At 67.0% G+C, this 24,619-nt stretch carries 20 protein-coding genes and 1 pseudogene; 6 read left to right on the top strand and 15 right to left on the bottom strand.

The features are described from left to right. Nucleotides 1-629 precede the first annotated feature (629 nt). The 5 genes from DID99_RS06250 to DID99_RS06230 all read right to left on the bottom strand — a co-directional run bounded on the left by DID99_RS06250 (nt 630) and on the right by DID99_RS06230 (nt 6,412). Complete coding sequence (locus DID99_RS06250; RefSeq protein WP_124666322.1) at nt 630-2,999, bottom strand: GNAT family N-acetyltransferase; 2,370 nt, start codon at nt 2,997-2,999, stop codon at nt 630-632. Nucleotides 3,000-3,571: 572 nt separating this feature from the next. Beyond that, nucleotides 3,572-3,868, bottom strand: coding sequence for an H-NS family nucleoid-associated regulatory protein (locus DID99_RS06245; RefSeq protein WP_124520250.1), 297 nt, complete (start codon nt 3,866-3,868; stop codon nt 3,572-3,574). A gap of 104 nt (nt 3,869-3,972) precedes the next feature. Further along, nucleotides 3,973-4,257: a hypothetical protein gene (locus tag DID99_RS37775; RefSeq protein ID WP_235879175.1), complete on the bottom strand. Its 285-nt coding sequence runs from the start codon at nt 4,255-4,257 to the stop codon at nt 3,973-3,975. A gap of 61 nt (nt 4,258-4,318) precedes the next feature. Next, nucleotides 4,319-4,858 (bottom strand): BON domain-containing protein, encoded by a 540-nt coding sequence (locus DID99_RS06235; RefSeq protein WP_124486053.1) that lies wholly within the window; start codon nt 4,856-4,858, stop codon nt 4,319-4,321. A 66-nt stretch (nt 4,859-4,924) separates the two neighbouring features. Beyond that, entirely contained in the window at nt 4,925-6,412 is a 1,488-nt protein-coding gene (locus DID99_RS06230; RefSeq protein WP_124520251.1) for a sigma-54-dependent Fis family transcriptional regulator, read from the bottom strand. 326 nt (nt 6,413-6,738) lie between these two features. Between DID99_RS06230 and DID99_RS06220 the strand changes: the two genes are divergently transcribed. Together DID99_RS06220 and DID99_RS06215 are read left to right on the top strand one after the other, a co-directional pair. Next, nucleotides 6,739-8,142, top strand: a complete 1,404-nt coding sequence (locus DID99_RS06220; RefSeq protein WP_044845000.1) for a GntP family permease — start codon at nt 6,739-6,741, stop codon at nt 8,140-8,142. A gap of 457 nt (nt 8,143-8,599) precedes the next feature. Then, nucleotides 8,600-8,851, top strand: coding sequence for a DUF4148 domain-containing protein (locus tag DID99_RS06215; protein WP_124486051.1), 252 nt, complete (start codon nt 8,600-8,602; stop codon nt 8,849-8,851). A gap of 48 nt (nt 8,852-8,899) precedes the next feature. On the opposite strand, the gene DID99_RS06210 is transcribed toward DID99_RS06215, so the two are convergent. Together DID99_RS06210 and DID99_RS06205 are read right to left on the bottom strand one after the other, a co-directional pair. After that, entirely contained in the window at nt 8,900-10,495 is a 1,596-nt protein-coding gene (locus DID99_RS06210) for a thioredoxin family protein (RefSeq protein ID WP_124486050.1), read from the bottom strand. Nucleotides 10,496-11,046: 551 nt separating this feature from the next. Beyond that, a pseudogene (locus DID99_RS06205) lies at nt 11,047-11,184 on the bottom strand (GNAT family N-acetyltransferase); the annotation flags it as partial. 336 nt (nt 11,185-11,520) lie between these two features. Between DID99_RS06205 and DID99_RS06200 the strand changes: the two are divergent. Both DID99_RS06200 and DID99_RS06190 read left to right on the top strand, forming a co-directional pair. Next, nucleotides 11,521-11,796, top strand: coding sequence for a hypothetical protein (locus DID99_RS06200; protein ID WP_044844996.1), 276 nt, complete (start codon nt 11,521-11,523; stop codon nt 11,794-11,796). 163 nt (nt 11,797-11,959) lie between these two features. After that, nucleotides 11,960-12,952: a DedA family protein/thiosulfate sulfurtransferase GlpE gene (locus tag DID99_RS06190; protein ID WP_044844995.1), complete on the top strand. Its 993-nt coding sequence runs from the start codon at nt 11,960-11,962 to the stop codon at nt 12,950-12,952. 68 nt (nt 12,953-13,020) lie between these two features. Here DID99_RS06190 and DID99_RS06185 read toward each other — a convergent pair whose 3' ends face one another. The 7 genes from DID99_RS06185 to DID99_RS06155 all read right to left on the bottom strand — a co-directional run bounded on the left by DID99_RS06185 (nt 13,021) and on the right by DID99_RS06155 (nt 20,912). Beyond that, a complete protein-coding gene (locus DID99_RS06185) occupies nt 13,021-14,493 on the bottom strand; it encodes an OprD family porin (RefSeq protein ID WP_124486049.1) in 1,473 nt (490 codons plus the stop codon). Between the two features lie 160 nt (nt 14,494-14,653). Continuing rightward, entirely contained in the window at nt 14,654-15,685 is a 1,032-nt protein-coding gene (locus DID99_RS06180; RefSeq protein WP_044844994.1) for an ABC transporter ATP-binding protein, read from the bottom strand. After that, complete coding sequence (locus DID99_RS06175; protein ID WP_044844993.1) at nt 15,682-16,674, bottom strand: ABC transporter ATP-binding protein; 993 nt, start codon at nt 16,672-16,674, stop codon at nt 15,682-15,684. The genes DID99_RS06180 and DID99_RS06175 overlap by 4 nt, the downstream gene beginning before the upstream one ends. 2 nt (nt 16,675-16,676) lie before the next feature. Further along, on the bottom strand, nt 16,677-17,579 hold the full coding sequence (locus DID99_RS06170; RefSeq protein WP_044844992.1) for an ABC transporter permease: 903 nt from the start codon (nt 17,577-17,579) through the stop codon (nt 16,677-16,679). 13 nt (nt 17,580-17,592) lie between these two features. Then, the gene (locus DID99_RS06165) at nt 17,593-18,531 is read right to left on the bottom strand and encodes an ABC transporter permease subunit (RefSeq protein ID WP_124486048.1); all 939 of its coding nucleotides are present in this window, start codon (nt 18,529-18,531) and stop codon (nt 17,593-17,595) included. 11 nt (nt 18,532-18,542) lie between these two features. Beyond that, on the bottom strand, nt 18,543-20,156 hold the full coding sequence (locus DID99_RS06160; protein WP_124666321.1) for a peptide ABC transporter substrate-binding protein: 1,614 nt from the start codon (nt 20,154-20,156) through the stop codon (nt 18,543-18,545). 177 nt (nt 20,157-20,333) lie between these two features. Further along, entirely contained in the window at nt 20,334-20,912 is a 579-nt protein-coding gene (locus tag DID99_RS06155; RefSeq protein WP_044844989.1) for a cupin domain-containing protein, read from the bottom strand. A gap of 498 nt (nt 20,913-21,410) precedes the next feature. Between DID99_RS06155 and DID99_RS06145 the strand changes: the two genes are divergently transcribed. Together DID99_RS06145 and DID99_RS06140 are read left to right on the top strand one after the other, a co-directional pair. After that, complete coding sequence (locus DID99_RS06145) at nt 21,411-22,934, top strand: peptide MFS transporter (protein WP_044844988.1); 1,524 nt, start codon at nt 21,411-21,413, stop codon at nt 22,932-22,934. A 120-nt stretch (nt 22,935-23,054) separates the two neighbouring features. Further along, nucleotides 23,055-23,261, top strand: coding sequence for a hypothetical protein (locus DID99_RS06140; protein WP_044844987.1), 207 nt, complete (start codon nt 23,055-23,057; stop codon nt 23,259-23,261). 49 nt (nt 23,262-23,310) lie between these two features. On the opposite strand, the gene DID99_RS06135 is transcribed toward DID99_RS06140, so the two are convergent. Further along, nucleotides 23,311-24,435 carry an OpgC domain-containing protein gene (locus tag DID99_RS06135; RefSeq protein WP_124666320.1) on the bottom strand — a complete coding sequence of 375 codons (1,125 nt, stop codon included), beginning with the start codon at nt 24,433-24,435 and terminating at the stop codon, nt 23,311-23,313. Nucleotides 24,436-24,619: the final 184 nt, after the last annotated feature.

Below are 24,619 nucleotides of genomic sequence, written 5' to 3'. Positions count from 1 at the left end.
GCGCCGCGCCAGCCGGAGCACTGCGTTCGCAAGCTCCCGAAAAGTCTCACCGAAGCGTCCCGTAAACGCTCACCCAGACATCCCGGAAAAGCTCACCTGAAGCCCCCGGAGATGCTCACCAACCCCTTCCCGAACGTTCTCACCGACGCCTCCCGGAGATGCTCACCGGGCCCTCCCGGAAAGGCTCACCAGGGCTTCCCGCAAGGGCTCACCGGCAGATCCCCGGAAAGGCTCACCGAGCGCTCCCGTATCGGCTCACTCGACAGCTCCCGGAAAAGCTCACTCGTGGCTCCCGAAAAGTCTCACCTTTGCTCTGTTTCCGATCCTGCGCATGCGAAATGCCGGCGTTCATGCGCTCGACCATGACACCCCGGAACCGGTGATACGCGGAGGTCATCGGCACAAGCAACGCGCCCGCCGCGGATGCCGTGACTCGACGCGTTCGCCGTTTCCCGCCGGTCACCGAGCGACTGTCGTACCGATCCGCGCAATCGAGCGAACCAGTCGAACGATCGGCATGCCGAACGTCGACGAATTCGCTCGGCAGTGCCTGTACACCATCGACATCATGCATGCCGTACCGACTCTGCACGATGCCGCCGGACGTGCGAGCATGCTCACCCACGCGATTACGGTTGCAGCTTCATCCTGAACCCCACCACGCCGGGTTCCTCCGTCGTCGACACGGCGAAGCCGCACGCCTTCGCCAGCGAGATCATCGCGGTGTTCTCGCGCAGCGCCTCGCCGATCATCCATCCGGTGCCGCGCGATCGCGCATAGTCGATGATGCGGGTCATCATCAGCCGCCCGAGCCCCTTGCCCTTCTGATCGGGCCGCACGGCGATCGCGAACTCCGCCGTCTCGTTGTCGGGATCGGTAACCGCACGCGCCACCGCGAGCGTGTGCGACCGGCCCGACACGTCGGTGAACGACACGATGAAGGCCATCTCGCGGTCGTAGTCGATCTGCGTCATGCGCGCGACTTGCGAATGATCGAAGCTGCGCACCGCGCCGAAGAACCGCATCCGCAGATCGTCCGGCGTCATCGCGCCGAGCAGTTCGTTGTGTGCTTCCTCGTCTTCCGGACGGATCGGACGGATCGTCACGGTCTCGCCGCGCCATTCGAGCGTCTGCTCGAGATGGCGCGGATACGGCATGATCGCGAGCCGGCTGCGCCCGGCCGCCACCGTGATGCGCGGCGCGACCACGTATGCCCGATCGGACAGCACGCGCAGCGTGACTGACATCGCGACGACTTCGAGCACGTCGCAAACGACTTGCGACAGTGCCGTCAGCGCATCGAGCGTGGGTTCGACGGGCGTGCGGCGCGCATATGGCGAACGCTCCATCACCGCGCGGGCGAGCACCGTATTCAACGGCGGCAGCCCGTACACGACGAACGGCGCCGATACGCCATCCGCCGGCGGCACGGCATAACGGAACACCGGGCCGAAGTTCGAATCGTCGTACATGTCGACCGTGACGTCGACGATTCTGGCGCCGGCCGATTCGTCGGCCGGTGAATCGGCCGGCTCGCCGTGCAGGCCGAAGTGGGAGAGCCAATGCAACGCCGCTTCGCCGGCCAGTTCATGCTCGCCGGCCTCGACCATCCGTCGCGCCTCGGCCTGCGCGGACGCAACGCACTCGGCCGGCTGCGGCGGCGTGCCCTCGGGCGTCTGCATCAGCAACTGCCGCCCGAGGTTGTAGTCGACGAGCCGTGCGTACGCGCGCGCAAGCCGCTGCGGCGTGGTGTGCACGGGAATGCCGTTCGCGTGCAGCGCGTCGCGCGTCGCCGCGTCGACCGCACCGAAGAAACACGCGAGGATGCCGCGGTACGCGTACTGCCGCGATTCGATCAGCGTGCGCGCGACCGCGTCGGCCGGCGCGCTGTGAGACGTCGAATGCACGACGAACAGCGTGCCCGTTTGCGGAAACGGCGCGAGCGCCTTGATGGCGGCGCCGAAATGTTCGGGACGCGCATCGTCGCCGAGCGTCAGCGGATTGCCGGGCGCGGCCAGATGCGGCAGCGCGGCCGCGACCGCCGACGTGGCCGCCGCGGGCCAGTCGGCCAGCACGTCGCGCACCTCCGCGACCGCATCGACCGCGAGTTTCGCGACGCCTGCGTCGCTCGTCACGAGCGTCGCCGCGCCACGCGCGGTGACGCGCCCGACGCCGAGCGTCTCGATCTCGTCGAGCAGATCGTCGAGCGCATCGACACGCACCAACCCCGCGCGCTGGAACGCCGCCGTGTAAAGCGCGTCGCCGGGATCGGCGCGCCCGGTGCGCAGCGCGAGCACCGGCTTGTTGCGCGCCGCTGCCCGCGCAGCCGACATGAACTTGCGCGCGGCGCACACGGTGTCGAGTTCCAGCAGGATCGCGCGCGTGCCGGGATCGCTGGCGAGGTAGTCGAGCACGTCGCCCGCGTCGACGTCGGCTTCACGGCCCAGCGCGACGACATGCGAAAAACCGAGGCCTCGCGCATCGGCCCAGCCGAGTACCGCGTTCGTCAGCGCGTTCGATTGCGACACCCACGCGACGCCGCCCGATCGTGCCGTATAGGCCGGCGCGCCGAAATGCGCATGCCGCGCGGGCGACAGCACGCCGAGACTGCCGGGCCCGACGATTCGGAGCACGAACGGCTTCGCGGCCTTGAGCGTGCGATCGAGCGCGGCGCGATCGGCGTCGGTGCGCGCCTCGCCGACGATCACCGCGACGCGCGTGCCGATCTCGCCGAGCTTGCGCACGATGCCGGCCCACGTGACAGGCGGCGTGCAGATCACGGCGACCGACGGCGGCGCGGGCAGCCGGTCGACGTCGGCCACGACCGAGTGCCCGTTCAGCTCGCGATGCTTCGGATTGACGGGCCACACGGGCCCCTCGAACGCGCCGTCGAGCACGCGCGCCCACACCATCGCGCCGATACTGCCCGCGCGCGACGATGCACCGACGACCGCGACGGACCTGGGCTGGAACAAGGCATCGAGATGGCGGACGGTCACATCGGCTCCATACGGTAACGAAAGACGACCCGACCGGCACACGGGCACGGATGGCCGTGCACCGGTCGACGCGAACTCCAAGCATAGGCGAACCCGATGCGGCTGCCTATATGCCGAACGGCCGACTGTGCGACGCGCATCAATGCCCGCAACATGGGCCGGTCGCCGACGCCTTCGCACGACGGAATGGGCGAAGGCGACACGATGCGGTCATTCGGCCGTCACTTCAAAGGTGAGGATTTACAGGAACCATGGTGAGCAAGTTCGGGAATTGCACGGCGCAATGCGCCAATGCGCGAGAGGTGAAGGCAATCGGCGACACATCAGCACCGCGGCGATCGACAACACCAATGCGCGCATGCCGCGTAATTGCGGGGTTGTTTACCGGAATTCGCGGCGATATCCGGTCGAATCGCGGTGAATTCGCAAAACGGAATCCGTCAATCGCGCGGCATTGGCGTTCAATTCGCGGTTTCAAGTCGTGCTGTCGCCACCCAAAAACAAAACGGTGCGACGGCCGCATGGCCGTTCGCACCGTCAGTCAGCGCACGAAAGGTGAGGATTTTCGGGAGTCAGTCCTTGATCAGGAAACGCGCGCGGTTCTTGCCGAGCCATGCCGGCGCACGCCCGCGGCCACTCCACGTTTCGCCCGTCTTCGGATTCAGGTACTTCGGCGGCAACGGACGCTTCGGTTTCGCGGTGGCAGCAGTGCCGATCGGCCGGAAACCGAGCTCTTCCGCGGTAATGTCGAACTCCTCGATTTTCGCCCGAATGGCGGCAATCGCATCGGCAATCGCCTTTTCGCGTTCCTTGTCGATCTTTTGCTGAAGTCTTTCGAGCTGCGCTGTCAGTTGCCTGTAGGTCGCCATATTGGATGGGACTCCGTGAGTGTTATTCATGAAAAATAGCCGACTCCAAGCGAATGGAAAAGCGCTTCACCCGATTATGGTCTCCTTATCCAGGCATATCGGGATCAATAGCCGCTTTTCCTCTTGCATGCGAAGAGAAGATTTCGCACGGCGTCATCGGTCGATTGCTGGAGGACGTCGTATTCCCCATTGCAGATGGCGCGGGCATTGTCCGTGCAATTGCTCCAGTCGCTGCCGGTGCACTGCACCTGCGTAGTCGGGCGCCCGTCAGAAGTGAACAGCGGCGCCCCACCGCCGCAGCCGCCGAGCCCCGCAACCAGGGCCAACAATCCGGCCCGACGCCAATGCGTTCGAGGCCACCGACAGACCGACGCAAGCATGTGATTCATTGTTCTTTCCGTCAACCGATTTTTGAATGCCGCGAGTATGCCACGCACCGTCGTCACACGTTCAGTCCCGCGCTCGGTCCGGCGTCCGGTCCGGGCGTCCCCGCGTCTTGTACGGCACGGCCCGGTGCGGATCGTCGGTGATGCGAACGAACACCTGCTCGACGTCGGGGAGCGCGCCGAGTTCGCGCGCCAGCGCCTCCCGATCGAATGCCGGATCGGCGCACCCTTCGACATAGATGAAGCGCCGCTGCACGGTGATCCACAGGCTCGTGCCCTGCAGACGATCGGTGCCCGCGAAATGCGCTTTCGCCGCCTCGGCGATCGGCGCGTCATACATATAGGAATTCGGTTTCGTGCAGCGGTGAGCGAGCCAGCAGGTGGTCCCGCGCTCGGCGCGGTAATGCGCGTCGTCCGTCATCTCGGCACGCGTCATCCACGGGCCGAGCGGCAGCGGGCATTCCGCGAAGCCCCGCGACAACGCGACGAACGGATCGTTGTACCAGTTGCGCCGCACCGCAGGCGAATCCTCGTCGCCCGACTGAGCGAACGAGGACGTCGCCGCCAGTATGGCCAGCCATCCGGCCATGCCGATTCGCTTCATCGTTGTCTCCTGTCAGGCACATCACCGGTGCCGTTCGTCATGTCCGGGCGCATCGGCCACCGCTTGCTACCGCTCGATCCCGAGCGCCGCGAGTTTCTTGTAGAGCGTCGCCCGGCCAATGCCGATGCGGGCGGCCGCTTCCACGACCTTCCCGTCGCAGGCCGCGAGCGCGTCGATCAGGAACTGGCGCTCCCACGCGGCCAATGCATCGGCATACGAAACGACCGGCACGCCAACGGCACCCGATGCGTCGCCCGCGTCTCGGCCGAGCGGCAACGGAACAGCCCGCGTGCCCGCCGGCACGCTGTCCGGCGCCACGCGCACTGGCCCGAGAAACGGCGCGAGCGCACCCGCATCGATCACCGAGCGATCCGACAGCATCAGCGCGCGCTCGAGCGTGTTGCGCAACTCGCGCACATTGCCGGGCCACGGGTACGCGCACAGCATCCGCAGCGCATCGTCGGTCAGTTCGCAGTGCGCGGCACGGCCGTGCTGCGCGGCGAGTTCCTCGAGCGTCGCATAGACGAGCGCCGCGATGTCGGACGCGCGCTCGCGCAAGGGCGGCGCGTGAATCGTCAGCACGTTGAGCCGGTAATAGAGATCCGCGCGAAAGCGGCCGGCCTCGACCAGCGCGGGCAGGTCGGCCGACGTCGCGGCGATGATCCGCACGTCGGCGCGCACGATCCGGTTCGAGCCGACCGGTTCGAACTCCTTGTCCTGCAGCACACGCAGCAGCTTGCCCTGCAGCGGCAACGGCATGTCGCCGATCTCGTCGAGAAACAGCGTGCCGCGATCGGCCAGTTCGAACTTGCCGACGCGTCCCTTGCGGTCGGCGCCGGTATACGCGCCCGGCGCCGCGCCGAAGAATTCGGTTTCGAGCAGCGTGTCGGGAATCGCCGCGACGTTGACGGTCACGAGCGGCTGGAGCGCGCGCGCCGACGCCGCGTGGATCGCATGCGCGAGCAGTTCCTTGCCGGTCCCCGTCTCGCCGAGCAGCAGCACCGGCGAATCGACCTGTGCCGCGCGCCGCGCCTGCCGCTTGGTTTCGAGGCTTGCGGCGCTCGTGCCGACGAAGCTCGCGAACGTGTATTTCGCGCGGCGCGCCTGCGCGAGCGAACGCTGCGTCGCGATCAGTTGCTGCTGAAGCTGCGCGTAACGGGAAAAGATCGGCGTGAGCGTCTTCAACTGGTCGAACAGCGCGAAGCCGATCGCGCCGACCGTCTCGCCCGCCTCGTTCTTCAACGGCAGGCGCGTGACGACGAGCGGCTCGCGGCCCGTCTCCATGATGTCGAGCAGGATCGGCTGTCCGGTCGACACGACCTCGCGCATCAGGCTGTTCGGAATCACCGCCTCGCAGTCGAGGCCGACCGCCTGCTGCGGATCGGCGAACCCGAAGCGCGCCGCATAACGCTCGTTCATCCACACGACGCGCGCGTCGCGATCGACGACCACCGTGCCCGCACTCGAATCCTCGAAGGTCCGAAACAGCGACTCGGCGGCGCGCAGCAGCACGTCGCCGTAATTGACGGGCAGGCGCGCCCAGTCGTTCATCATCGTGTCGTCGTCTCCGCATATGCTTGGCCGGATGTCTCCGGAACGGGACGCAGTATCTCATTTTGGAGACACGCCGGAATGCCTTGTCCGGGAAAGCCCTGCCCGATTCGATGGGCTATCCCGACGGCCAAAGCGTCTCCGGATGGAGACGATTTATGTAGAATCTTCAGACATTGGCCGGCGCGGGCCCGCCGGCCTGCCCCGGACCCATGTCCGGCGGCGCAATGCGGCCGATGGCACGAAATCTGCAAGAACCTGGGCCGGTCCGCGGCGCGCTCCGCGATCGAACAACAACCAAAGCCATTCCAAGCTATTAGGAGACTCCCTTGTCTTTCGTGATCGTCCTCGCCGCGCTGGCGTTCCTGATGTTCGCCGCGTATCGCGGCTACAGCGTGATCCTGTTCGCGCCGATCGCCGCGCTCGGCGCAGTCCTGCTGATCGAACCCGCCGCCGTCGCACCGGTCTTCTCCGGCATCTTCATGGAGAAGATGGTCGGCTTCGTCAAACTGTATTTCCCGGTATTCATGCTCGGCGCCGTGTTCGGCAAGGTGATCGAACTGTCCGGGTTCTCCGAGTCGATCGTGCACGCCGCGATCCGCTACATCGGCCGCTCGCGCGCGAATGCGGTGATCGTCGCGGTGTGCGCGCTGCTCACCTATGGCGGCGTGTCGCTGTTCGTCGTGGTGTTCGCGGTGTACCCGTTCGCGGCCGAGCTCTATCGCCAGAGCAACATTCCGAAGCGGCTGATGCCCGGCGCGATCGCGCTCGGCGCGTTCTCGTTCACGATGGATTCGCTGCCCGGCACGCCGCAGATCCAGAACATCATCCCGACCACGTTCTTCAAGACGACCGCCTGGGCCGCACCCGCACTCGGCACGATCGGCTCGCTGTTCATCATCGTCGTCGGCCTCGCGTACCTGGAATGGCGCCGCCGTTCGGCGATGGCGAAGGGCGAAGGCTACGGCACGTCGCTCGTCAACGAGCCGGAGCGCGTCGAAGCGACGGCACTGCCGAATCCGGCGCTGGCGATCCTGCCGCTGCTCCTCGTCGGCGCGTCGAACTTCACGTTCACGAAGCTGATTCCGCAGTGGTACGGCGCAGCGTCGTACACGGTCGCGCCGGACGTGCTGCCCGGCGTGCACACGCCGGTCACGACGTCGATCAAGACCGTCGTCGCGATCTGGTCGGTCGAGGCTGCGCTGCTGCTCGGCATCGTGCTGGTCGTCCTGACCGCGTTCAAGCGCGTCAGCGACCGCTTCGCGGCCGGTTCGAAGGCCGCCGTCGGCGGGGCGCTGCTCGCCGCGATGAATACCGCGTCGGAATACGGTTTCGGTGGCGTGATCGCCGCGCTGCCGGGCTTCCTCGTCGTCAGCGACGCGCTGAAGAGCATTCCGAACCCGCTCGTGAACGCGGCCGTGTCGGTCAGCTCGCTCGCAGGCATCACCGGGTCGGCGTCGGGCGGCATGAGCATCGCGCTCGCCGCGATGTCGGACCTGTTCATCAAGGGCGCGCAGGCCGCCAACATTCCGATGGAGGTGCTGCACCGGGTCGTCGCGATGGCCAGCGGCGGCATGGACACGCTGCCGCACAACGGCGCCGTCATCACGCTGCTCGCGGTCACGGGCCTCACGCACCGCGAGTCGTATCGCGACATCTTCGCGGTCACCGTGATCAAGACGCTCGCGGTGTTCTTCGTGATCGCCGTGTACTACACGACGGGCCTCGTGTAAGCGCCCGCATCGGGCGGCGTTCCGAGCGCCGCCCAACCCTGCCGGCCGCATCGACGCGGCCGGCGCGCCTTCCTCCCTCCGCGTGTTCCCGGCTGTTCGACCGGTCCGGCATTGCCGCAGCGGCACCACGGCGCGATGCTTGTCGCGACGCGCCGCATCTTCCCGATACCTCCGCTTGCAAACCAGCACGGATCGCCGGGATTCCCATCCGACACTTCGTCCCCGACCGACCGGAATCGCTCGACGCCACATTGCGGTGCAGACCGGACGGCCTGTCGCCCGTCACGTGCCGCCATCCGGGCCGTCCGCTCCACCGTTCATTGTTTCCGGCAGCAGAACACTGCGTTGGGAGCGATCGCATTTTTCCCGCGCGTGGTCGGGCCTACACTGCTTTCAACCGCCGCCGCTTCGTCAAACGAAGTCCGGCCGCCCAGCTGGAAACATGGAGGTCACGATCATGAAGCGCCTGATTCACGCAGTTGCCGTTGCCCTGGCTATATCCGCCCCGCTCGCCGCGCAAGCGCAGTCGAACCCGCCGCTCACGCGCGCGCAGGTCCGCGCCGAAGTGAAGGCGCTCAAGCAGGCCGGCTTCCAGCCGAGCGACTGGTTCTATCCGGCCAGCATCGTTTCCGCCGAAGCGAAGATCGCCCGCCAGCAAGGTGCCGGATATGGCAACGACCGCGGTGCATCACCGGAGTCGGCCCGGTAATCGCCGCAACGACGCGGCCGTCCCGCCCGACCGCTCCGTCGCGAGCCGTCACGCCTTCACCGGCTCGATCAGTTTCGCGCATGCCGCTGCCTGCGGGTCGCCCGCCGGCAGCTTCGCGCACACTCCGTCGAACTGCTTCACGACCGATCTGACCGACGCATCGTGCGCGCCGCCGCCGCGCCAGCGATTCAGCTGCGTGACGACCTTGGTCAGCGCACGCAGGTTCGCCCCATAAAACGCATCCTTGGTCTTGCCGGCCTGCGCGAGCACGCTCGCGGCGATCGCTTCTATCCGCGCCGAATCGTCCGGCGCCAGCGCGACCGCATTCGCGAAATAGGTCGCGCCCCAGCGCAGCTTGGTCGCCGGTCCGCTCGCCGAGTCGTACGCCTTGCGGTACCAGTCGAGCGCCGCGGCCTTGTCGCCGCGCGCCTTCGCATTCGCGGCCAACCCCGACATGAAGTAGTACGGCGTCGCCGAACGCGGCAACTCGGCCTTCAGCAAGACGTCGGATTCGTCGTACAGCCCAGCGTCGGTCAGCGTGTCCGCCGCTTCGCTGACGAGCGCCTGCCGCTCGTACGCGTTCGCGGCGCCCTGCACCGATGCGGCAATCTGCTTGCGCGCGGTATCGACCAGCGCCGGCGCGGCGAGCGGCGCGCCGGCGTGCGCGTCGTTGCGCGCGAGCAGCACGCGGCCGTGCAGCGCCATCAGCCGGTCGATCGACGACAGCGTCGAATCGGTCGACAGGCGCGCGAGCGCCGTGTCGTACGCGTCGCGCAGCGTCGTGCGCTGCGCGGCGTCGCCGCCGAGGTATGCGACCACGCGCGCGGGCGCCGCGACCAGCACGTCCGAATCCGCCCGCGCCAGCGCCGGTTCGCGCAGCACCGCGCGCAGCGCGTCGGCGAGCGCCGCCTTGTCGAGCGCGCCGGCCTGTGCGGGATCGTCCGATGCCGCCACCACCGCCGACTTCAGCGCGAAGCGCGCGGCGTCCGCCTTCGCGCCGGCGGCACGCGCACGTTGCGACAGCGTCTGCAGCGTCAACGCGACACGATCGGCCGGCACCGGCAGCGCGCCGTCGGTGTCCCAGGAATAGTCGGCCAGCAGATGCCATTCGGCCGGCGTCAGCGCCGCGCCGTTGTTCAGCGCGGTCGAGAGCGTCTGCCGCACCGGATGCGCGGCCGTCATCCCGAGCGACAGCGCCTGCATGTAGCGCTCGAGATCGGCCTCGCCCGGCAGCCGCGTCACTTCGGTGCCGTCCGGACGGAACAGGATCATCGTCGGATAGCCGTGCACCTTGAAGCGCTCGCCGAGCTTCTGCGCGCTTTCGGTATCGCCGTCGAGATACACGGGCACGAAGAACGACGAGCGAGCCTTGAATGCCTGCTGGCTGAAGATCGTCGACTTCACCTGGTTGCACGACGGGCACCATACGGCACCCCAGTACAGCAGCAGCGGCTTGCCGGTGCGCTTCGCGAGCGCGAACGCGGCATCGACGTCGCCCTGCTGCCAAGCGATGCCGGGCGGCAGATGCGCGCCGCCGCTCGACGGGCCCGATACGGGAGCGCCCTGCGGCGCGTTGGTGGCAAACGCCGCACCCGCGGCGGCGAACAGGCAGGCTGCAGTCAGGTTACGGAGGACGGTTTTCATCAAGGCGGGTTCCGTTGAAAGAGACGGTTGCGGATAGCGGCGTCGCGCGACGGCGGAACCGGTACGCTGCGACGGCCGGCCCATGCGCACGAAACGGCGAAGCGAAAACACGACGAAGCGATGCAACAACGAAGGGCATCGACGGATGGCACCACGCATGCCGGCATCGGCCGTGGGCATCGCGTAGGGATCACGCAGGCATCGACGCGAAAGGCCCCGACCAGCCGCTGCATGCGCACACCGCGCAGCAGTACCAACTGCGGCGACCACAGCGACCGGCAAATCATTCGACGATACGATTCGCGCGGCCGGTTGAAAACGAATGAATTCTCGAATGGATATGAAGTGTGGCGTCGCCGACGTGCGCGCCTGGGCGGTCGACGCGACCACCCACTGCGCTGCATGCGGCGCTGCATTGACTGCCGTCGGTCGCTGCACGCGATCGGGTACACGGAGGCAGGCACGACAAGGCGCACGGCATGGCCAATACATGCACATGCCGCGGCCGATGCAACGACGCGCCGGCCCGCACGCGCTTCAGCACGCGTCCATCACTGCCGCCCCTTGATCCGCGCCATCTGAAACACCGATGCATACGCACCGTCGCGCAGCGCATAGTCCGGCGCCTCGCCTTCTATCCGGAAGCCGTGCTTTTCGTACAGTGCGATCGCCGCCGGGTTGTCGATGAAACCGACAGCGACGCCAGCTTCTCCCGCCGCGTGGCCGGCCGCGTCGAAACGGGCCGCCACTCGGTCAGCGACCCGGCGATGGGCCTCGCCGACCGCTTCTGACGGCACCCGCGCCTCCCGGCCGCGCACCGGCCGGGCGCCGGGCGCGGATCGGTCCGATCCGGCCAAAACGCCCGCCCGGCGCGGCTCAAACATCAGAAGGATGGCCGGTGCAGCCCTCATTCAGGGACCACGAAAATGCTCCGTGTTGTGGCCCATTCGCGTTAAACTTCGTCAAGCTGCATTCAACAACGACATCTTCGCCAACCTGGCACACACGATACGAGGATAGGTTCGATGCGCACTACCGGCTCATCCGGGGCAATGACCCTGCTCACCGAACATGACCCGGCCGACGGCCGCGAACTGCGCTCGCTCCGGCTCGAATCGACCGACGACGGCAAGAGCGTGCTGCTGATCGACATCGACGAGCGCAAGCCCGGCATTCACCGCGAGGTTCGCTACGAGATCACGCCGGCCGAGCTGATCGCGGCGATCCGCTCGCATGGCGCCGAACTGCCTGGCGAAAACCACGGCGCCGCCTCGCTCGTCCGCACCCCTACCCCTTCGTGATGTCGACCGGTGAGCCGCGCACAACGCACCGGCTCACCGATCCGCCCGCATCACCCTGCCGCCGTCAGGCGCTTTGCGTCATTCCCCGCCGTCCGCTTGAAAATGGCCGATAATCGGCCCATCTTCGTACCTTCCACACGCGCTTCCTTTTCGGCCAGCCGTCATGCTCCGTGACCTCGTCGCCCAATACGGGCCGCTTCTCGTCTTCGCCAACGTGCTCGCGGCGGCCATCGGCCTGCCCGTACCGGCGATGCCGACGCTCGTGCTGTTCGGCGCGATGGCCGCGATGAATCCGGCGATGATCGGCTCGCAGCTCCTGACGGTGCTGGCGCTGTCGGTGCTCGGCGCGCTGATCGGCGACACCGTGTGGTACGTCGCCGGGCGGCGCTACGGCGGCACGACGCTGAAGACGATCTGCCGGCTGTCGCTGTCGCGCGACACCTGCGTGAAGAAGACCGAACGATTCTTCGGCCGCTACGGCGTGCGCGTGCTCGCGGTCGCCCGCTTCATTCCCGGGCTGTCGCTCGTGTCGGTGCCGATGGCCGGCGCACTCGGCACGCGCTATCGCACGTTCGCCGGCTACGACGCGCTCGGCGCCGCGCTGTGGACGATCGTCGGCCTCCTCGCGGGGCTCGTGTTCTATCGGCAGATCGACTGGCTGTTCGCCGGCGCGAGCCGGCTCGGCCGCGCGGTACTGCTGGTGATCGTCGCACTGCTGGCCGTCTACGCGGCCGTGCGCTGGATGCGCCGCCGCGCGCTGATCCGCCAGCTCGCGACTGCGCGGATCGGCGTCGACGAGCTCGAAGAACTGCTGCGCGATGCGGCCGCGCCGGTGGTGCTCGACGTGCGTTCGCCCGAACACCGCAAGCTCGACCCGTTCACGATTCCCGGCGCGCAGTTCGCGGACGAACGGCACATCGAGGACATCGTCGCGCGCTATCCGTTCTCACAGAAGTTCGTCGTGTATTGCTCGTGCCCGAACGAAGTGACGGCCGCGCTGATGGCCAAGCGCCTGCTCGACGCAGGCTTCACCGATGCGCTGCCGCTGCGCGGCGGCCTCGACGCCTGGCGCGACACGGGCCGCCAGCTCACGTCGCTGGTGGAGGACATGCCCGCCGCGAACGATCCGGTGGCGGGGTTGCACAAGCCGGCCTGATCGAACGGGTCGCAGGCCGGCCGCGCGAGACGAAAACGACTGAAGGGGACGTTGCGTCCCCCCTTCGATCAGAACGCGTGCAGCGGCACGTTCACGACCAGGCGGTACTCCTTGTTGGTCGCGTCCGCGGTGTGCGTGGAACCGGTGTGCCACATCGCGATGAACGTGACCTTCGTGTCCTTCAGCTTGCCGCTCTGGAACGTGTACGACGGGATGAAGCCGAACTCGTGGTGACGGCCCTGCACCGGCGCGCCGTTGCTCCAGTAGATGCTCGACTTGCTCGGATCGTTCGCAGCCCCTGCGCTGCCGTCCGCGCCCCAGCCCGTCACGCCCCAGACCATCGCCTTGAAGCCCGGCAGGCCCGCTTCCTTGCCGTAGAACGTGTAACGCAGCTGCAGCGACTTTTCGTGCGGCGCGTTGTAGTCGACGTCCATCGAGTTGGTCAGGAAGATGCCGTTCGTTTCGTTCAGGTAGTCGAAGAACTGGTCGCCGAGCACCTGCTGATAACCGAGCAGCAGTTCGTGCGGGCCGTGCTGCGCAGCCACCGACAGGCTGTACGCGTTGTTGTTGATCTTGCCCTGCAGCGCGTCGCCCGTGTCGTGCGTCGAGTAAACGTTACCAAAGCCGGTCCACTTGATCGACTTCGTATCGCCGATGCTGTGCTTCACCGACGCGTAGTACTGGTGCCACACGTCGTCGGCCTGGTTGGCGTACAGCGCGACTTCGCCGTCCGGCGAATAGTCCCACGTGCCGCCGACGTAGGTCAGGCGATTGATGCGCGTGCCGCCGTATTGCGTCGTGAGGTTGGTGAGCGTCGTGTGGCCGCGCGCATCGGTCTTCGTGAAGCTGCCGGCCTCGAGCATCACGTTCTTGAATTCGTTGCTGACGATCGTCGCGCCGAGGAACGTCGGCGGCAGCGCGCGGTTGTCGTGCTGTTCCATGAACGGGTTGTCGACGGCCTGCAGCCCGTACTTGACCACCGTGTTCGAGATGCGCGCCTTCACGTCGTAGATGCCCGGATAGGCCCATGCGAGCTGGTTCGAACCGCCGCCGCCCTTCGCGATGTGCACCATGCTGCCCGCGCCGGCACCGCCGTCGAGCTTCAGCGCCGCATACAGCGACGCGTCGAAGCCGATGCCGATCAGGCCGGTCGTGTAGCCCGACTCGAAGTTCGCCATCGCGCCCTGGACCCACGCGTGACGGTGCGGCCCGCCCTTGTTGTCGAGCGTGTCCGCATAGTTGCGGAACAGGAAATTCAGGTGGCTGTCGGCAATGAAGCCGTTCGACTTCGACTGTGCCGAAGGCTCGTCGGGCGGCGTGACGGCCTGGGTCGCCTCGGCGTTGATAATGGCGTTCGGGGTCGTTGCCTGCGCAACCGACGTGCCTGTGCCGGCGGACGGCGCCGCCTGCGCGACCGTCAGCGGTGCGGGGGCCGCGTCGTCGGCGTATGCCACGCCGCTCAGCGATACGCCGGCAAGCGCCGGCAAGCCCCATGCAAGCAGCATCTTCGATGCCGTCCCGATCGTCTTTTGCTTGTTCATCGTCATTCTCGTCTTGTGTTGATGTCGTCCACGCCGGTTGCGATCCGCTTCCAGCCCCCCGGCGAGCCCGGTTAAGGACGCGCCTTTACCCGCGGCGCGAAGATCATTCGCGCCGCACCCTACCCCTGTTGACCTGCCTGGTTATGTTTGCTGCGTCACTTCACGCCGCCACGCCCGCCCGGATGCACGCGACACGCGCCGGCGAGCCCTGCCGCACTTCCGGCAGCGGCACGTCCTGCGCGCACGCGTCGATCGCGACCGGGCAGCGCGTGCGGAACGCGCAGCCGGACGGCGGGTTGAGCGGCGACGGCATCTCGCCCGCCAGCAGCATCGGACGGCGAGCACGCTCGCGCGCCGGCTCCGGCGTCGGCGCCGCATCGAGCAGCGCCTTCGTGTACGGGTGCTGCGGCACGCCGTACACGTCATGCCGCGTGCCGAACTCCATCACGCGGCCGAGATACATCACGAGCACGCGCTGGCTGATGGCCTTCACCACCGCCAGGTCGTGCGCGACGAAAAGATAGGACAACGACAGTTCGCGTTGCAGGTCGCGCAGCAGGTTCACGATCTGCGCCTGGATCGACACGTCGAGTGCCGATACGGGCTCGTCGCAGATCACGAGCTTCGGCTCGCCGATCAGCGCGCGCGCGATGCCGACGCGCTGGCACTGTCCGCCGGAGAACTCGTGCGGATAGCGCAGCAGGTGATGTGCGTTCAGGCCGACACGTTCGAGCATCGTGACCACGCGGCGCCGCACTTCGGCGCGGCCGAGGCCCGCGTGGTGCGTGACGAGCGGCTCCGCGACGATCTGTTCGATCGTCATGCGCGGATCGAGCGACGCGAGCGGATCCTGGAAGATCATCTGCACTTCGCGGCGCATCGCGGTGCCGCGCAGGTGATCGGGCGCGACGGCTTCGCCGCGCCAGCGCACCGTGCCGGCCGTCATCGGCACGAGGCCGATCAGCGCGCGCGCGAGCGTCGACTTCCCGCAGCCCGACTCGCCGACGAGTCCGACCGTCTCGCCGCGCTTCACGTCGAACGACACGCCGTCGACCGCGCGCAGCGTGCCCTTCGGCGACCACGGATAGCCGCCGAGCGGCACGCGGAAATGCACCTTCAGATCGTCGACGGACAGCAGCGTATCGCTCGTCGTGCCCGTCGCGCCGGCATTGCGGCGTTCATCGACGCTCATCGCAGACCTCCCGTCAGATCGGCCAGCGGCCGGTGGCACGCGCGCACCGCGCCCGCCGCGCCATAGGTTTCGAGCGCGGGGCGTGCGGTACCGCAGCGCGCCTCCGCATACGTGCAGCGTTTCGCGAACGCGCAGCCGGCCGGCGCGGTGCCGGGCATCGGCGGATTGCCAGGAATCGCGACGAGCGGCGCGTCGTCGGCGTCGGTCAGGCGCGGCAGCGCGTTGAGCAGGCCGATCGTGTACGGATGCGACGGCGCCGCGAAGATCGAGTCGGCCGGCGCGTATTCGACGGTGCGGCCCGCATACATGACCATCACGTCGTCCGCGAGGCCCGCGACCACGCCCATGTCGTGCGTGATCAGCACGATCGCGGTGCCGCGCTCGCGGTTCAGCTCGCGCAGCAGGTCGATGATCTGCGCCTGCACGGTCACGTCGAGCGCGGTGGTCGGCTCGTCGGCGATCAGGATTTCCGGCTCGGACAGGAGCGCCATCGCGATCATCACGCGCTGGCGCATGCCGCCGGAAAACTCGTGCGGATACATGCGGATGCGGCGCGCGGCGTCGGGAATGCGCACCGACTCGAGCGCCTCGATCGCGCGCTTCGTCGCTTCCTTGCGCGACAGCTTGCGATGCAGCTGCAGCGTCTCGGTCATCTGCCGCTCGATCGTCAGGAACGGATTGAGCGACGTCATCGGATCCTGGAAGATCATCGCGATCCGGTCGCCGCGCACCGCGTTCAGCGCACGCGTATCCATCTCGAGCAGGTTGTCGCCGCGATAGCGCGCGGCACCCGTCGTCGCGCCGTTGCCGGCCAGCAGGCCGAGCAGCGCCATCACGGTCTGGCTCTTGCCCGAGCCCGATTCGCCGACGATGCCGAGCGTCTTGCCGGCTTCGAGCGAGAACGACACGCCGCTCACGGCGTCGATCGGCGGTGCGTCCTTGCGCGAGAACCGCACGCCGAGGTTTTCTACTTCCAACAGAGCAGCCATCTTCAGCGATCCTTCGGGTCGAGCGCGTCACGCAGGCCGTCGCCAACGAAGTTCACGCAGTAGAGCGTCACGCACAGCATGACGGCCGGTGCCAGCAGCAGCCACGGCATCGATTCCAGTTTCTGCGCGCCGTCCTGGATCAGCACGCCCCAGCTCGTCATCGGTTCCTGCACGCCGAGGCCGAGGAACGACAGCACCGATTCGGTCAGCACGATGTTCGGCACCGACACGGTCGCGTACACGACGACCACGCCGAGCAGGTTCGGCACGACGTGGCGCAGCACGATCGACGCCGGCGACACGCCGATCGCGCGCGCCGCGTCGACGAACTCGCGATTGCGCAGCGACAGCGTCTGGCCGCGCACGACGCGCGCCATGTCGATCCACGAGAACGCGCTGATGGTCAGCACGACCAGCATGAACGAGCGGCCGAACAGGGTCATCATCAGGATCGCGATCAGCAGGTACGGGATCGCGTACATCATGTCGACGACGCGCATCATCGCGGAGTCGACCCGCCCGCCCGCGAAGCCGGCGGTCGCGCCCCACGCCACGCCGAACAGGCCGGACACCAGCGTGCCGAGCAGGCCGACCTCGATCGACACGCGGCCGCCGATCAGCGTGCGCACGAGCAGGTCGCGGCCGAGCTCGTCGGTGCCGAACCAGTGCTGGTTCGCGAGCGTCGGCGCGAGGCTGATCGAGCCCCAGTCGCTCGCGGCGGGATCGGCCGCGAGCAGCCACGGACCGACGAAACATGCGAGCGTGATCAGCGCGAGCAGCACGAGGCTGAACACGGCCGCCCGGTTGTGAAGGAAGCGCGCGAACGCGAGCGCGAGCGGCGAGCGCGAACGCGGCGGCGAGTCGGTCTGCACAGGCAGACTGACGACGGGAGTAGTCGGAGTCATCGCAGTGCCTCGCTCAATAACGGATGCGCGGATCGAGCCATGCGTACGCGAGGTCGACCAGCAGGTTGAACAGCACGGCACAGACGGTCGTCAGCACGACGAGGCCGAGCACCAGCGTGTAGTCGCGGTTGATCGCGCCGTTCACGACGAGCTGCCCGAGCCCGGGCAGCGCGAACACCGATTCGGTGACGACGGCCGCCGTGATCGACGTGATGCAGACCGTGCCGAACAGCGACACGACCGGCATCAGCGCGGGCTTGAGCGCGTGGCGCAGCACGATCGTCGAGCCCGGCAGGCCCTTCGCGCGCGCGGTGCGGATGAAGTTGCTCGACAGCGTCTCGATCATCGAGCCGCGCATCACGCGCGCGAGCAGCGACACGTTGATGAAGGTCAGCAGCACGATCGGCAGCAGCCGGTACTGCCAGCCGCCGTCGCCCCAGCCGCCGGCCGGCAGCCAGCCGTTGCCGGCGGAGGTCTTCAGCAGGATCGCGAAGATCCACACCAGCACCGGGCCGAGCACGAACGGCGGCACGACGTTGCCGAAGTTGCCGATCAGCATCACGAAGCGGTCGATCACGCTGTCGCGGCGCACGGCCGCGACAGTGCCGAGCAGCACGCCGAACCCGATCGAGAGCGGGATCGAGATGCCGCCCACGCCGAGACTCACGGGCAGCGCCTTCTTCACGAGATCGTTCACCGACCAGTCGACGTAGCGGAACGACGGGCCGAGATCGCCGTGCAGCAGCGAACCGAGATACAGCAGGTACTGCTTCCACAGCGGCTCGTCGAGGTGGTACTTCGCGTTCAGGTTCGCGAGCGTCGCCGCGGACAGCTGCTTCTCCGTATCGAACGGACCGCCGGGCGTGAAGTGCAGCAGCAGGTAGCAGACGGTGATGACGGCGAGAATCGTCGGCACCGCCCACAACGTGCGTCTCAATGCGTAGGCCAGCATGATCGCTCCACTCAGTGCTTGATCAGGTACATGTCCTGCGAAGCACGCATGTCGATCACGTTCTTCAGCGAGTAGCCGCCCACGTAGGGCTTCACGAGCCGGTCCGCGGAATACTGGAACAGCGGCACCATCGGCGTGTCGTTCATCGCCGCGTCGTGCGCCTGCGTGAGCAGCGTGGCGCGCGCATTGTCGTCGAGCTTCTGGTTGCCTTCGTCGACGAGCGTGTCGGCCTGCTTGTTGCAGTAGCCGACGGTATTCTGCGAGCTGCCGCAGCGGATCAGGTCGAAGAAGGTCATCGCGTCGTTGTAGTCGGCGAACCAGCCGTCGCGCGCGATCTGCACCTTGCCGTCATGCCGCTCCTTCATCAGCACCTTGAACTCGACGTTCTCGAGCTTCGTGTCGATGCCGAGCTTCGTGCGCCATTCCGATGCGGTGAACAGCGCGACCTTCTTGTGCAGGTCGTTGGTGTTGTACGTGAGCGTGAACGACAGCGGCTTCGCATCGGAGAAGCCGGCCTGCTTCAGCAGGTCCTTCGCGGTCGCGACGCGCTTGGCCATCGGCCACGACGCCCATTCCGGCGTGAACGGGTGCACGCCCTTCGTGCCGTTCGGCATCAGGCCGTACATCGGCTTCTCGCCCGCCTGCGTGAGCTTCGACGTCAGCACGTCGCGATCGATCACCATCGACAGCGCCTGGCGCACGCGCTTGTCCTTCAGCGCCGCGTCGCTGTTGTTCAGGTAGTAGTAGTAGGTCGCGAGCTGCAGGCCCGGGCGCAGTTCGCCGCCGAACTGCTTGCTGACCTGCTGGAAGATGCCCGACGGGATCGAGTAGCTGTAGTCGATCTGGCCGGCCTGGTACATGCGCATCGCCGTTTCGTCGCTTTCGATCGGCAGGTACGTGACCTTGTTGATCACGACCTTCGGCGCGTTCCAGTACTTCGCGTCCTTCGAGATCACGATGCGGTTGTTCGGCTGCCAGTCGACGAGCTGGTACGCGCCGTTGCTGACGATGTTGCCGGGACGCGTCCATGCGTCGCCGAACTTCGCGACGGTGTCCTTGTTCACCGGCGCGAGCGGCACCATCGCGGTCAGTTCGGGGAAGAACGCGACCGGCACGTCGGTCGTCACTTCCAGCGTGTACGGGTCGACCGCGCGCACGCCGAGCGTCGTCGGCGCGGCCTTGCCGGCGATGATGTCCTTCGAGTTCTTCACGAACTCGACGAGGATCGTGTACTTCGAGCCCGTCTTCGGGTCGACGAGGCGCTGCCACGAGTACACGAAATCGGCGGCCGTCACGGGCTGGCCGTTGCTCCACTTCGCATCGTGGCGCAGCTTGAAGATCCAGGTCTGCGGCGTCTTGCGCTCCCACGACTGCGCGACACCCGGCACGACCTGGCCGGCCGCGTCGATGCGGGCAAGCCCTTCGAACAGGTCGAGGCCGATCGTGTTGCCGGTCCACGATTCGATGTGCGCCGGGTCGAGCGACTCGACTTCGGCGGGCACCTGGCGCGTCAGGTCCTGTTGAGGAGCGAGCGTGACGTTCGACGGAACGGTAACGGCGTGGGCGACGGGCGTCGTCAGGGCGAGCGCGGCCAGCACGGCCGACATGGCATGCAAGGATTTCATCGTGGCAGTCTTGAGAAAGTTGTTCGGCGAGCGATGCGCGGCGGATGCCGCGGTTACGCGTGAGACGCTGACGGGTACAGCGATTGAGGAGGCCCGTGATTCTCGTATTGCATCTTAGTATTCCTTACGTTTCTTTCGACAGGCATTCCGTCTTGGAAACGAAGGAATACCTGTGCGTTAGAACAGCCGCGGCGTACCGACCCAGACCACCACCGACTCGACCTTCGCGGTGTTGACCCAGCTGTGCGGGACCGTCGACTGATAGTGCGAACTGTCACCGGCCTGCAGGACGAACGTCTTGCCTTCCAGCGTCAGCGACACTTCCCCTTCAATCACATACAGGAATTCCTCTCCTGCATGGGTCGTCACCTCCGACCGCTTCTGCCCCGGCGGCATCCGCACGAGGATCGCCTCGAGCTGACGCCCTTCGGTCACGTTGGTCAGCCTCGCGAACAGGTTCGCCGAATCGGCGAATCCGAAGAAGCGCAACTGATCGCCTCTGCAGACCGAGCGTTCCTCGCTCGGCGTATCCACGAAGTACTGCACCGTCACGCCGAGCGCCTGTGCGATACCGGCCAGCGACGTCAGTGACGGCGACGCGAGCCCGCGTTCGACTTGAGACAGAAACGGCTTCGAAATCCCCGCGGCGGTAGCGGTGTCGTCGAGCGTGCGCTTGAGTCGTTGGCGCAACGCGCGAATCTTGCTGCCGAGTGCGGCAGCGTCTGCCGCTCGCGAGTTTTCAGTGGGGGGAACCATAGCAGGCCGAAAAGTGGTCGTCAAAAAATGTTTGATGGAAAGTAACTAAGTTAATACGAGATAGCTTAATCTTCGGGTTCGCACACGTCTTCGGTGTTGAGCCCGGTGCACTAAACAGGGCACGAAGCGGGCGAAACGACGCGCTATCTTGCCAGACTCGCCGGCTTCACAGGCAAGCTGCAAGCGGCTCTCCGGGAATTTTCGGAGAACGGGCGCGAAGCTTACAAATAGATGATGAGACAAATTTTCCTGAAAGCTGCTGCCATATCGGGAGTTTCCCTGAGTGGCGCGGACCTGACGCACCGGACCGGCAAACGTTACCACTCGCGCGCCGGTCGGGGCCTCGCACCGCCTTATCGGGCGGAGTCCGACCCCGGCCCGGGCTAACCCGCCCGACTGCTCCATCGCCGACGCAAAGCCTACCCGGCCACCGTGCTCCGGCGCCAGTTCGACCCCAAGGCGACGCGCGATCCGCGCCGTCCGTTTCAAACGAGATTGATGATGCACGCACCTGTTTCACAGACCCGTTCGTTTACGACGGTCTTCCTCATCGAAATGTGGGAGCGCTTCGGCTACTACGGTATGGCCGCGCTCCTGGTCCTCTTCATGGTCGACCGGCTCGGTTTCACCGACAGCCATGCGAACCTGACCTGGGGCGCATTTACCGCGCTCGTCTACGCGTCGCCGTCGATCGGCGGCTGGATCGGCGACAAGGTGCTCGGCGCCCGTCGCACGATGATCATCGGCGCGGCCGTGCTGTGCGCCGGCTACCTGATGCTGGCGATCCCGAACGACGCGCTGGCGTACATGTACGCATCGCTCGGCGTGATCGTCGTCGGCAACGGCCTGTTCAAGGCCAACGCGGCGAACCTCGTGCGCCGCATCTACGAAGGCGACGATGCGCGCATCGACAGCGCGTTCACGATCTACTACATGGCGGTCAACATCGGCTCGACCGTGTCGATGCTCGCGACGCCGTGGATCAAGGATCACTGGGGCTGGCACACCGCGTTCGCGGTCTGCTGCGCCGGCATGCTGCTCGCGATCCTGAACTTCATGCTGATGCACCGCACGCTCGCGCACATCGGCTCGCAGCCCGACGACGAACCGATCCGCTGGAAGCGCCTCGGCGGCGTGGCGGCGGGCGGCGTGGCGCTCGCGCTGGTCACGCTGTACGTGCTGCAGCACAAGCAGCTCGCGGTCGCGAGCGTATGGACGGCGGCGTTCGCGATCCTCGCGATCTTCGCGTACATGATCGCGAAGTCGGAGCGTTCGGAACGCGCGGGCCTGATCGCGGCGCTCGTGCTGATCGGCCAGGTGATCCTGTTCTTCATCTTCTACGTGCAGATGTCGACATCGCTCACGCTGTTCGCGCTGCGCAACGTCGATCCGCGCTTCATCCTGTTCGGCACGACGCTGTTCACGTGGAGCGCCGCGCAGTTCCAGGCGCTGAACCCGATCTGGATCATGATGCTGAGCCCGGTGCTCGTGTGGGTCTACAACGCGTTCTCGAAGAGCGGCCGTGACCTGCCGGTCGCCGCGAAGTATGCGTTCGGCTTCGGCGCGGTAGCCGCCGGCTACCTGGTGTTCACGATCAGCGGCCGCTACGCGGTGGACGGCCGCGTGTCGTCGTGGTTCATGGTGTGGGGCTACGGCCTCTACTCGCTCGGCGAGCTGCTGGTGAGCGGCCTCGGCCTCGCGATGATCGCCCGCTACGTGCCGGCGCGCATGAGCGGCTTCATGATGGGCGCGTATTTCGTCGCGACGGGTGTGTCGCAGTATCTGGGCAGCGTCGTCGCGAACTTCGCGCAGATGCCGTCGCACGACCTGCCGGCCACCGAATCGCTGCCGCTGTACCTGTCGCTGTTCGAGAAGCTCGGCTGGCTCGCCGCGATCGGCATGCTGCTCGCCCTGCTGCTGCTGCCGATGATGAACCGCCTGTCGCGCCAGCATCAGCGCTGCGCGGAAGAGCGCCGCGAGGAAGAAGCGGTGCAGGCGCAGGCGATGGCCTCGGCGCAGTAAGTACTATCCCTCGGCGTGCGGCGTGCACGCCACATTCTCCCGCCAGCGCGGCCAGCACGTCCTACACTGGTTGCAACGGCGCATCCGCTCCGTCGTGATGCGCACTGGCGGGAGAAGATCATGAAAAACAAGACGACTCGGCTCTTGAGGATACTGTCGGACATCCGGCACGCGCAGCGCTGCACCACATTGCGCGCCGCCCGGGCCGCGGCCGAAGCCGATGCGGTGCTCGCGCAGCAGGACGATCCGAAGTCCGACGAACGCGACGACGCCGAATCCGACGACGCGACCGTCGTCCCCCGCTCCCGTATCGGCTCACCTCACTGAGCGCACAGCGCGGCACGTTGCGTGCCGCCTGTGCGTTTTCCCGCACCGTTCACGCGGCCGCGCCGCGCCGGCGTGCGAACCACGTTCCCGAACCGGCCACCGCCATCATCAGCCCGACCGCGCATGCGTCGGCCGCGAGGCCCACGCCGATATGCCGCAGCTCGGCGCCGTTCGTGACCGGATGCAGCAGCGAATCGATGACGAGCGAGATCGCCGCGCCCGCGACGAAGCAGATCAGGCCGCGCCGGCCGACCGCGACGACCGGCCGCACGGCCCGCGCAATGCGCGCGATCCAGCCGTAGCGCACGCAGTCGGCCATCAGCCAGGCAATCGCCGCGAAGCTCACGATGCGCGGCAGCGCGAGATCGCGCTTGAGAATACCTTCCGGCAACGGCAGCCCCGAGAACAGCTTGTAGCTCGCACAACCGAGCACGATCGCGCACGCGACGCCGGTCGCCGCGGCGCTCCAGCGCCCGAGCGCGACGTACCGGTAGAAAGGCTGGCAGCGGGCGAGCACGCCGGCGACGAACATCAGCTGCCACGCGAACGGGTTGAAGTTCCAGCGGAACGCATCGGTGTCCAGCAGCTCGGGGCCGAGCCAGCCCGCCGCGAGCCACGACGTCGCGCCGAACGCGACGAGGAGCCACGGATGGCGGCGCGCGAACGGCACGATCACCGGCGACGCGAGCGCGAACAGCACGTACATCGGCAGCACCGACGCGAGATACGGCTGGCGCTGGAACGTGAGCAGTTCGGCGAGCCCCGTGAGCGGCGACGCGAGCATCACGCTGACGTCGTCGAGCGCGAGGTTCGGCGTGTCGATCCCGTAATGGTCGAGCACGGCGGACACGACGAGCATCAGCGTCGACGTCGCGAGAAACGCGCGGTAGATCTGCATCGCGCGGCGCACGAACCGCCGCTGCGCCGCGCGCGCGCCGTGCCGGTCGGCGATCGCGCCGTACGCGCTCGCGGTCGCGAAGCCGCCGAGGAACACGAACACCTCGGCCGCATCGCACAGCGCGAATGCATGGAGCGTCACGCGCGACAGCACGCTCGCGCCGATGTGATCGACGACGATCATCAGCAGCACGATGCCGCGGAAGAAATCGACTTCGATCAGGCGCGCGCTACAGGTCGGCGGCATCGGGACCGCAGGCGGCATGTTCAACGACATGGCCGCACCTGCACGACGACGGTGCGGCATGCACCGAAGGAGGATTCGGAAGGGAGAAGGCGAACGCGATCGGCGGCGCTACGCGTATGCTCGTATCGCGCCAACCCGGCCGGCCCGGCACGGAAATGACCGTTCATGGAAAAGCCGCATACGAAGAAGAGGCGGTCAGATCAGTCTAGCGGCC

Origin of the sequence: Burkholderia sp. Bp8986 (assembly GCF_003854225.1) — a bacterium.
GTDB lineage: Bacteria > Pseudomonadota > Gammaproteobacteria > Burkholderiales > Burkholderiaceae > Burkholderia.
The sequence above is the reverse complement of the archived record's forward strand: the minus strand, read 5'-3'. Positions and strand labels throughout refer to the sequence as shown.

Excerpts from the sequence above, each read along its gene's own strand:
- DID99_RS06245 (WP_124520250.1), bottom strand. The coding sequence starts at position 3,868 with ATGGCGACCTACAGGCAACTGACAGCGCAGCTCGAAAGACTTCAGCAA.
- DID99_RS37775 (WP_235879175.1), bottom strand. The coding sequence starts at position 4,257 with ATGAATCACATGCTTGCGTCGGTCTGTCGGTGGCCTCGAACGCATTGG.
- DID99_RS06235 (WP_124486053.1), bottom strand. The coding sequence starts at position 4,858 with ATGAAGCGAATCGGCATGGCCGGATGGCTGGCCATACTGGCGGCGACG.
- DID99_RS06230 (WP_124520251.1), bottom strand. The coding sequence starts at position 6,412 with ATGATGAACGACTGGGCGCGCCTGCCCGTCAATTACGGCGACGTGCTG.
- DID99_RS06215 (WP_124486051.1), top strand. The coding sequence starts at position 8,600 with ATGAAGCGCCTGATTCACGCAGTTGCCGTTGCCCTGGCTATATCCGCC.
- DID99_RS06210 (WP_124486050.1), bottom strand. The coding sequence starts at position 10,495 with ATGAAAACCGTCCTCCGTAACCTGACTGCAGCCTGCCTGTTCGCCGCC.
- DID99_RS06200 (WP_044844996.1), top strand. The coding sequence starts at position 11,521 with ATGCGCACTACCGGCTCATCCGGGGCAATGACCCTGCTCACCGAACAT.
- DID99_RS06190 (WP_044844995.1), top strand. The coding sequence starts at position 11,960 with ATGCTCCGTGACCTCGTCGCCCAATACGGGCCGCTTCTCGTCTTCGCC.
- DID99_RS06185 (WP_124486049.1), bottom strand. The coding sequence starts at position 14,493 with ATGAACAAGCAAAAGACGATCGGGACGGCATCGAAGATGCTGCTTGCA.
- DID99_RS06180 (WP_044844994.1), bottom strand. The coding sequence starts at position 15,685 with ATGAGCGTCGATGAACGCCGCAATGCCGGCGCGACGGGCACGACGAGC.
- DID99_RS06175 (WP_044844993.1), bottom strand. The coding sequence starts at position 16,674 with ATGGCTGCTCTGTTGGAAGTAGAAAACCTCGGCGTGCGGTTCTCGCGC.
- DID99_RS06170 (WP_044844992.1), bottom strand. The coding sequence starts at position 17,579 with ATGACTCCGACTACTCCCGTCGTCAGTCTGCCTGTGCAGACCGACTCG.
- DID99_RS06165 (WP_124486048.1), bottom strand. The coding sequence starts at position 18,531 with ATGCTGGCCTACGCATTGAGACGCACGTTGTGGGCGGTGCCGACGATT.
- DID99_RS06160 (WP_124666321.1), bottom strand. The coding sequence starts at position 20,156 with ATGAAATCCTTGCATGCCATGTCGGCCGTGCTGGCCGCGCTCGCCCTG.
- DID99_RS06155 (WP_044844989.1), bottom strand. The coding sequence starts at position 20,912 with ATGGTTCCCCCCACTGAAAACTCGCGAGCGGCAGACGCTGCCGCACTC.
- DID99_RS06145 (WP_044844988.1), top strand. The coding sequence starts at position 21,411 with ATGATGCACGCACCTGTTTCACAGACCCGTTCGTTTACGACGGTCTTC.
- DID99_RS06140 (WP_044844987.1), top strand. The coding sequence starts at position 23,055 with ATGAAAAACAAGACGACTCGGCTCTTGAGGATACTGTCGGACATCCGG.
- DID99_RS06135 (WP_124666320.1), bottom strand. The coding sequence starts at position 24,435 with ATGTCGTTGAACATGCCGCCTGCGGTCCCGATGCCGCCGACCTGTAGC.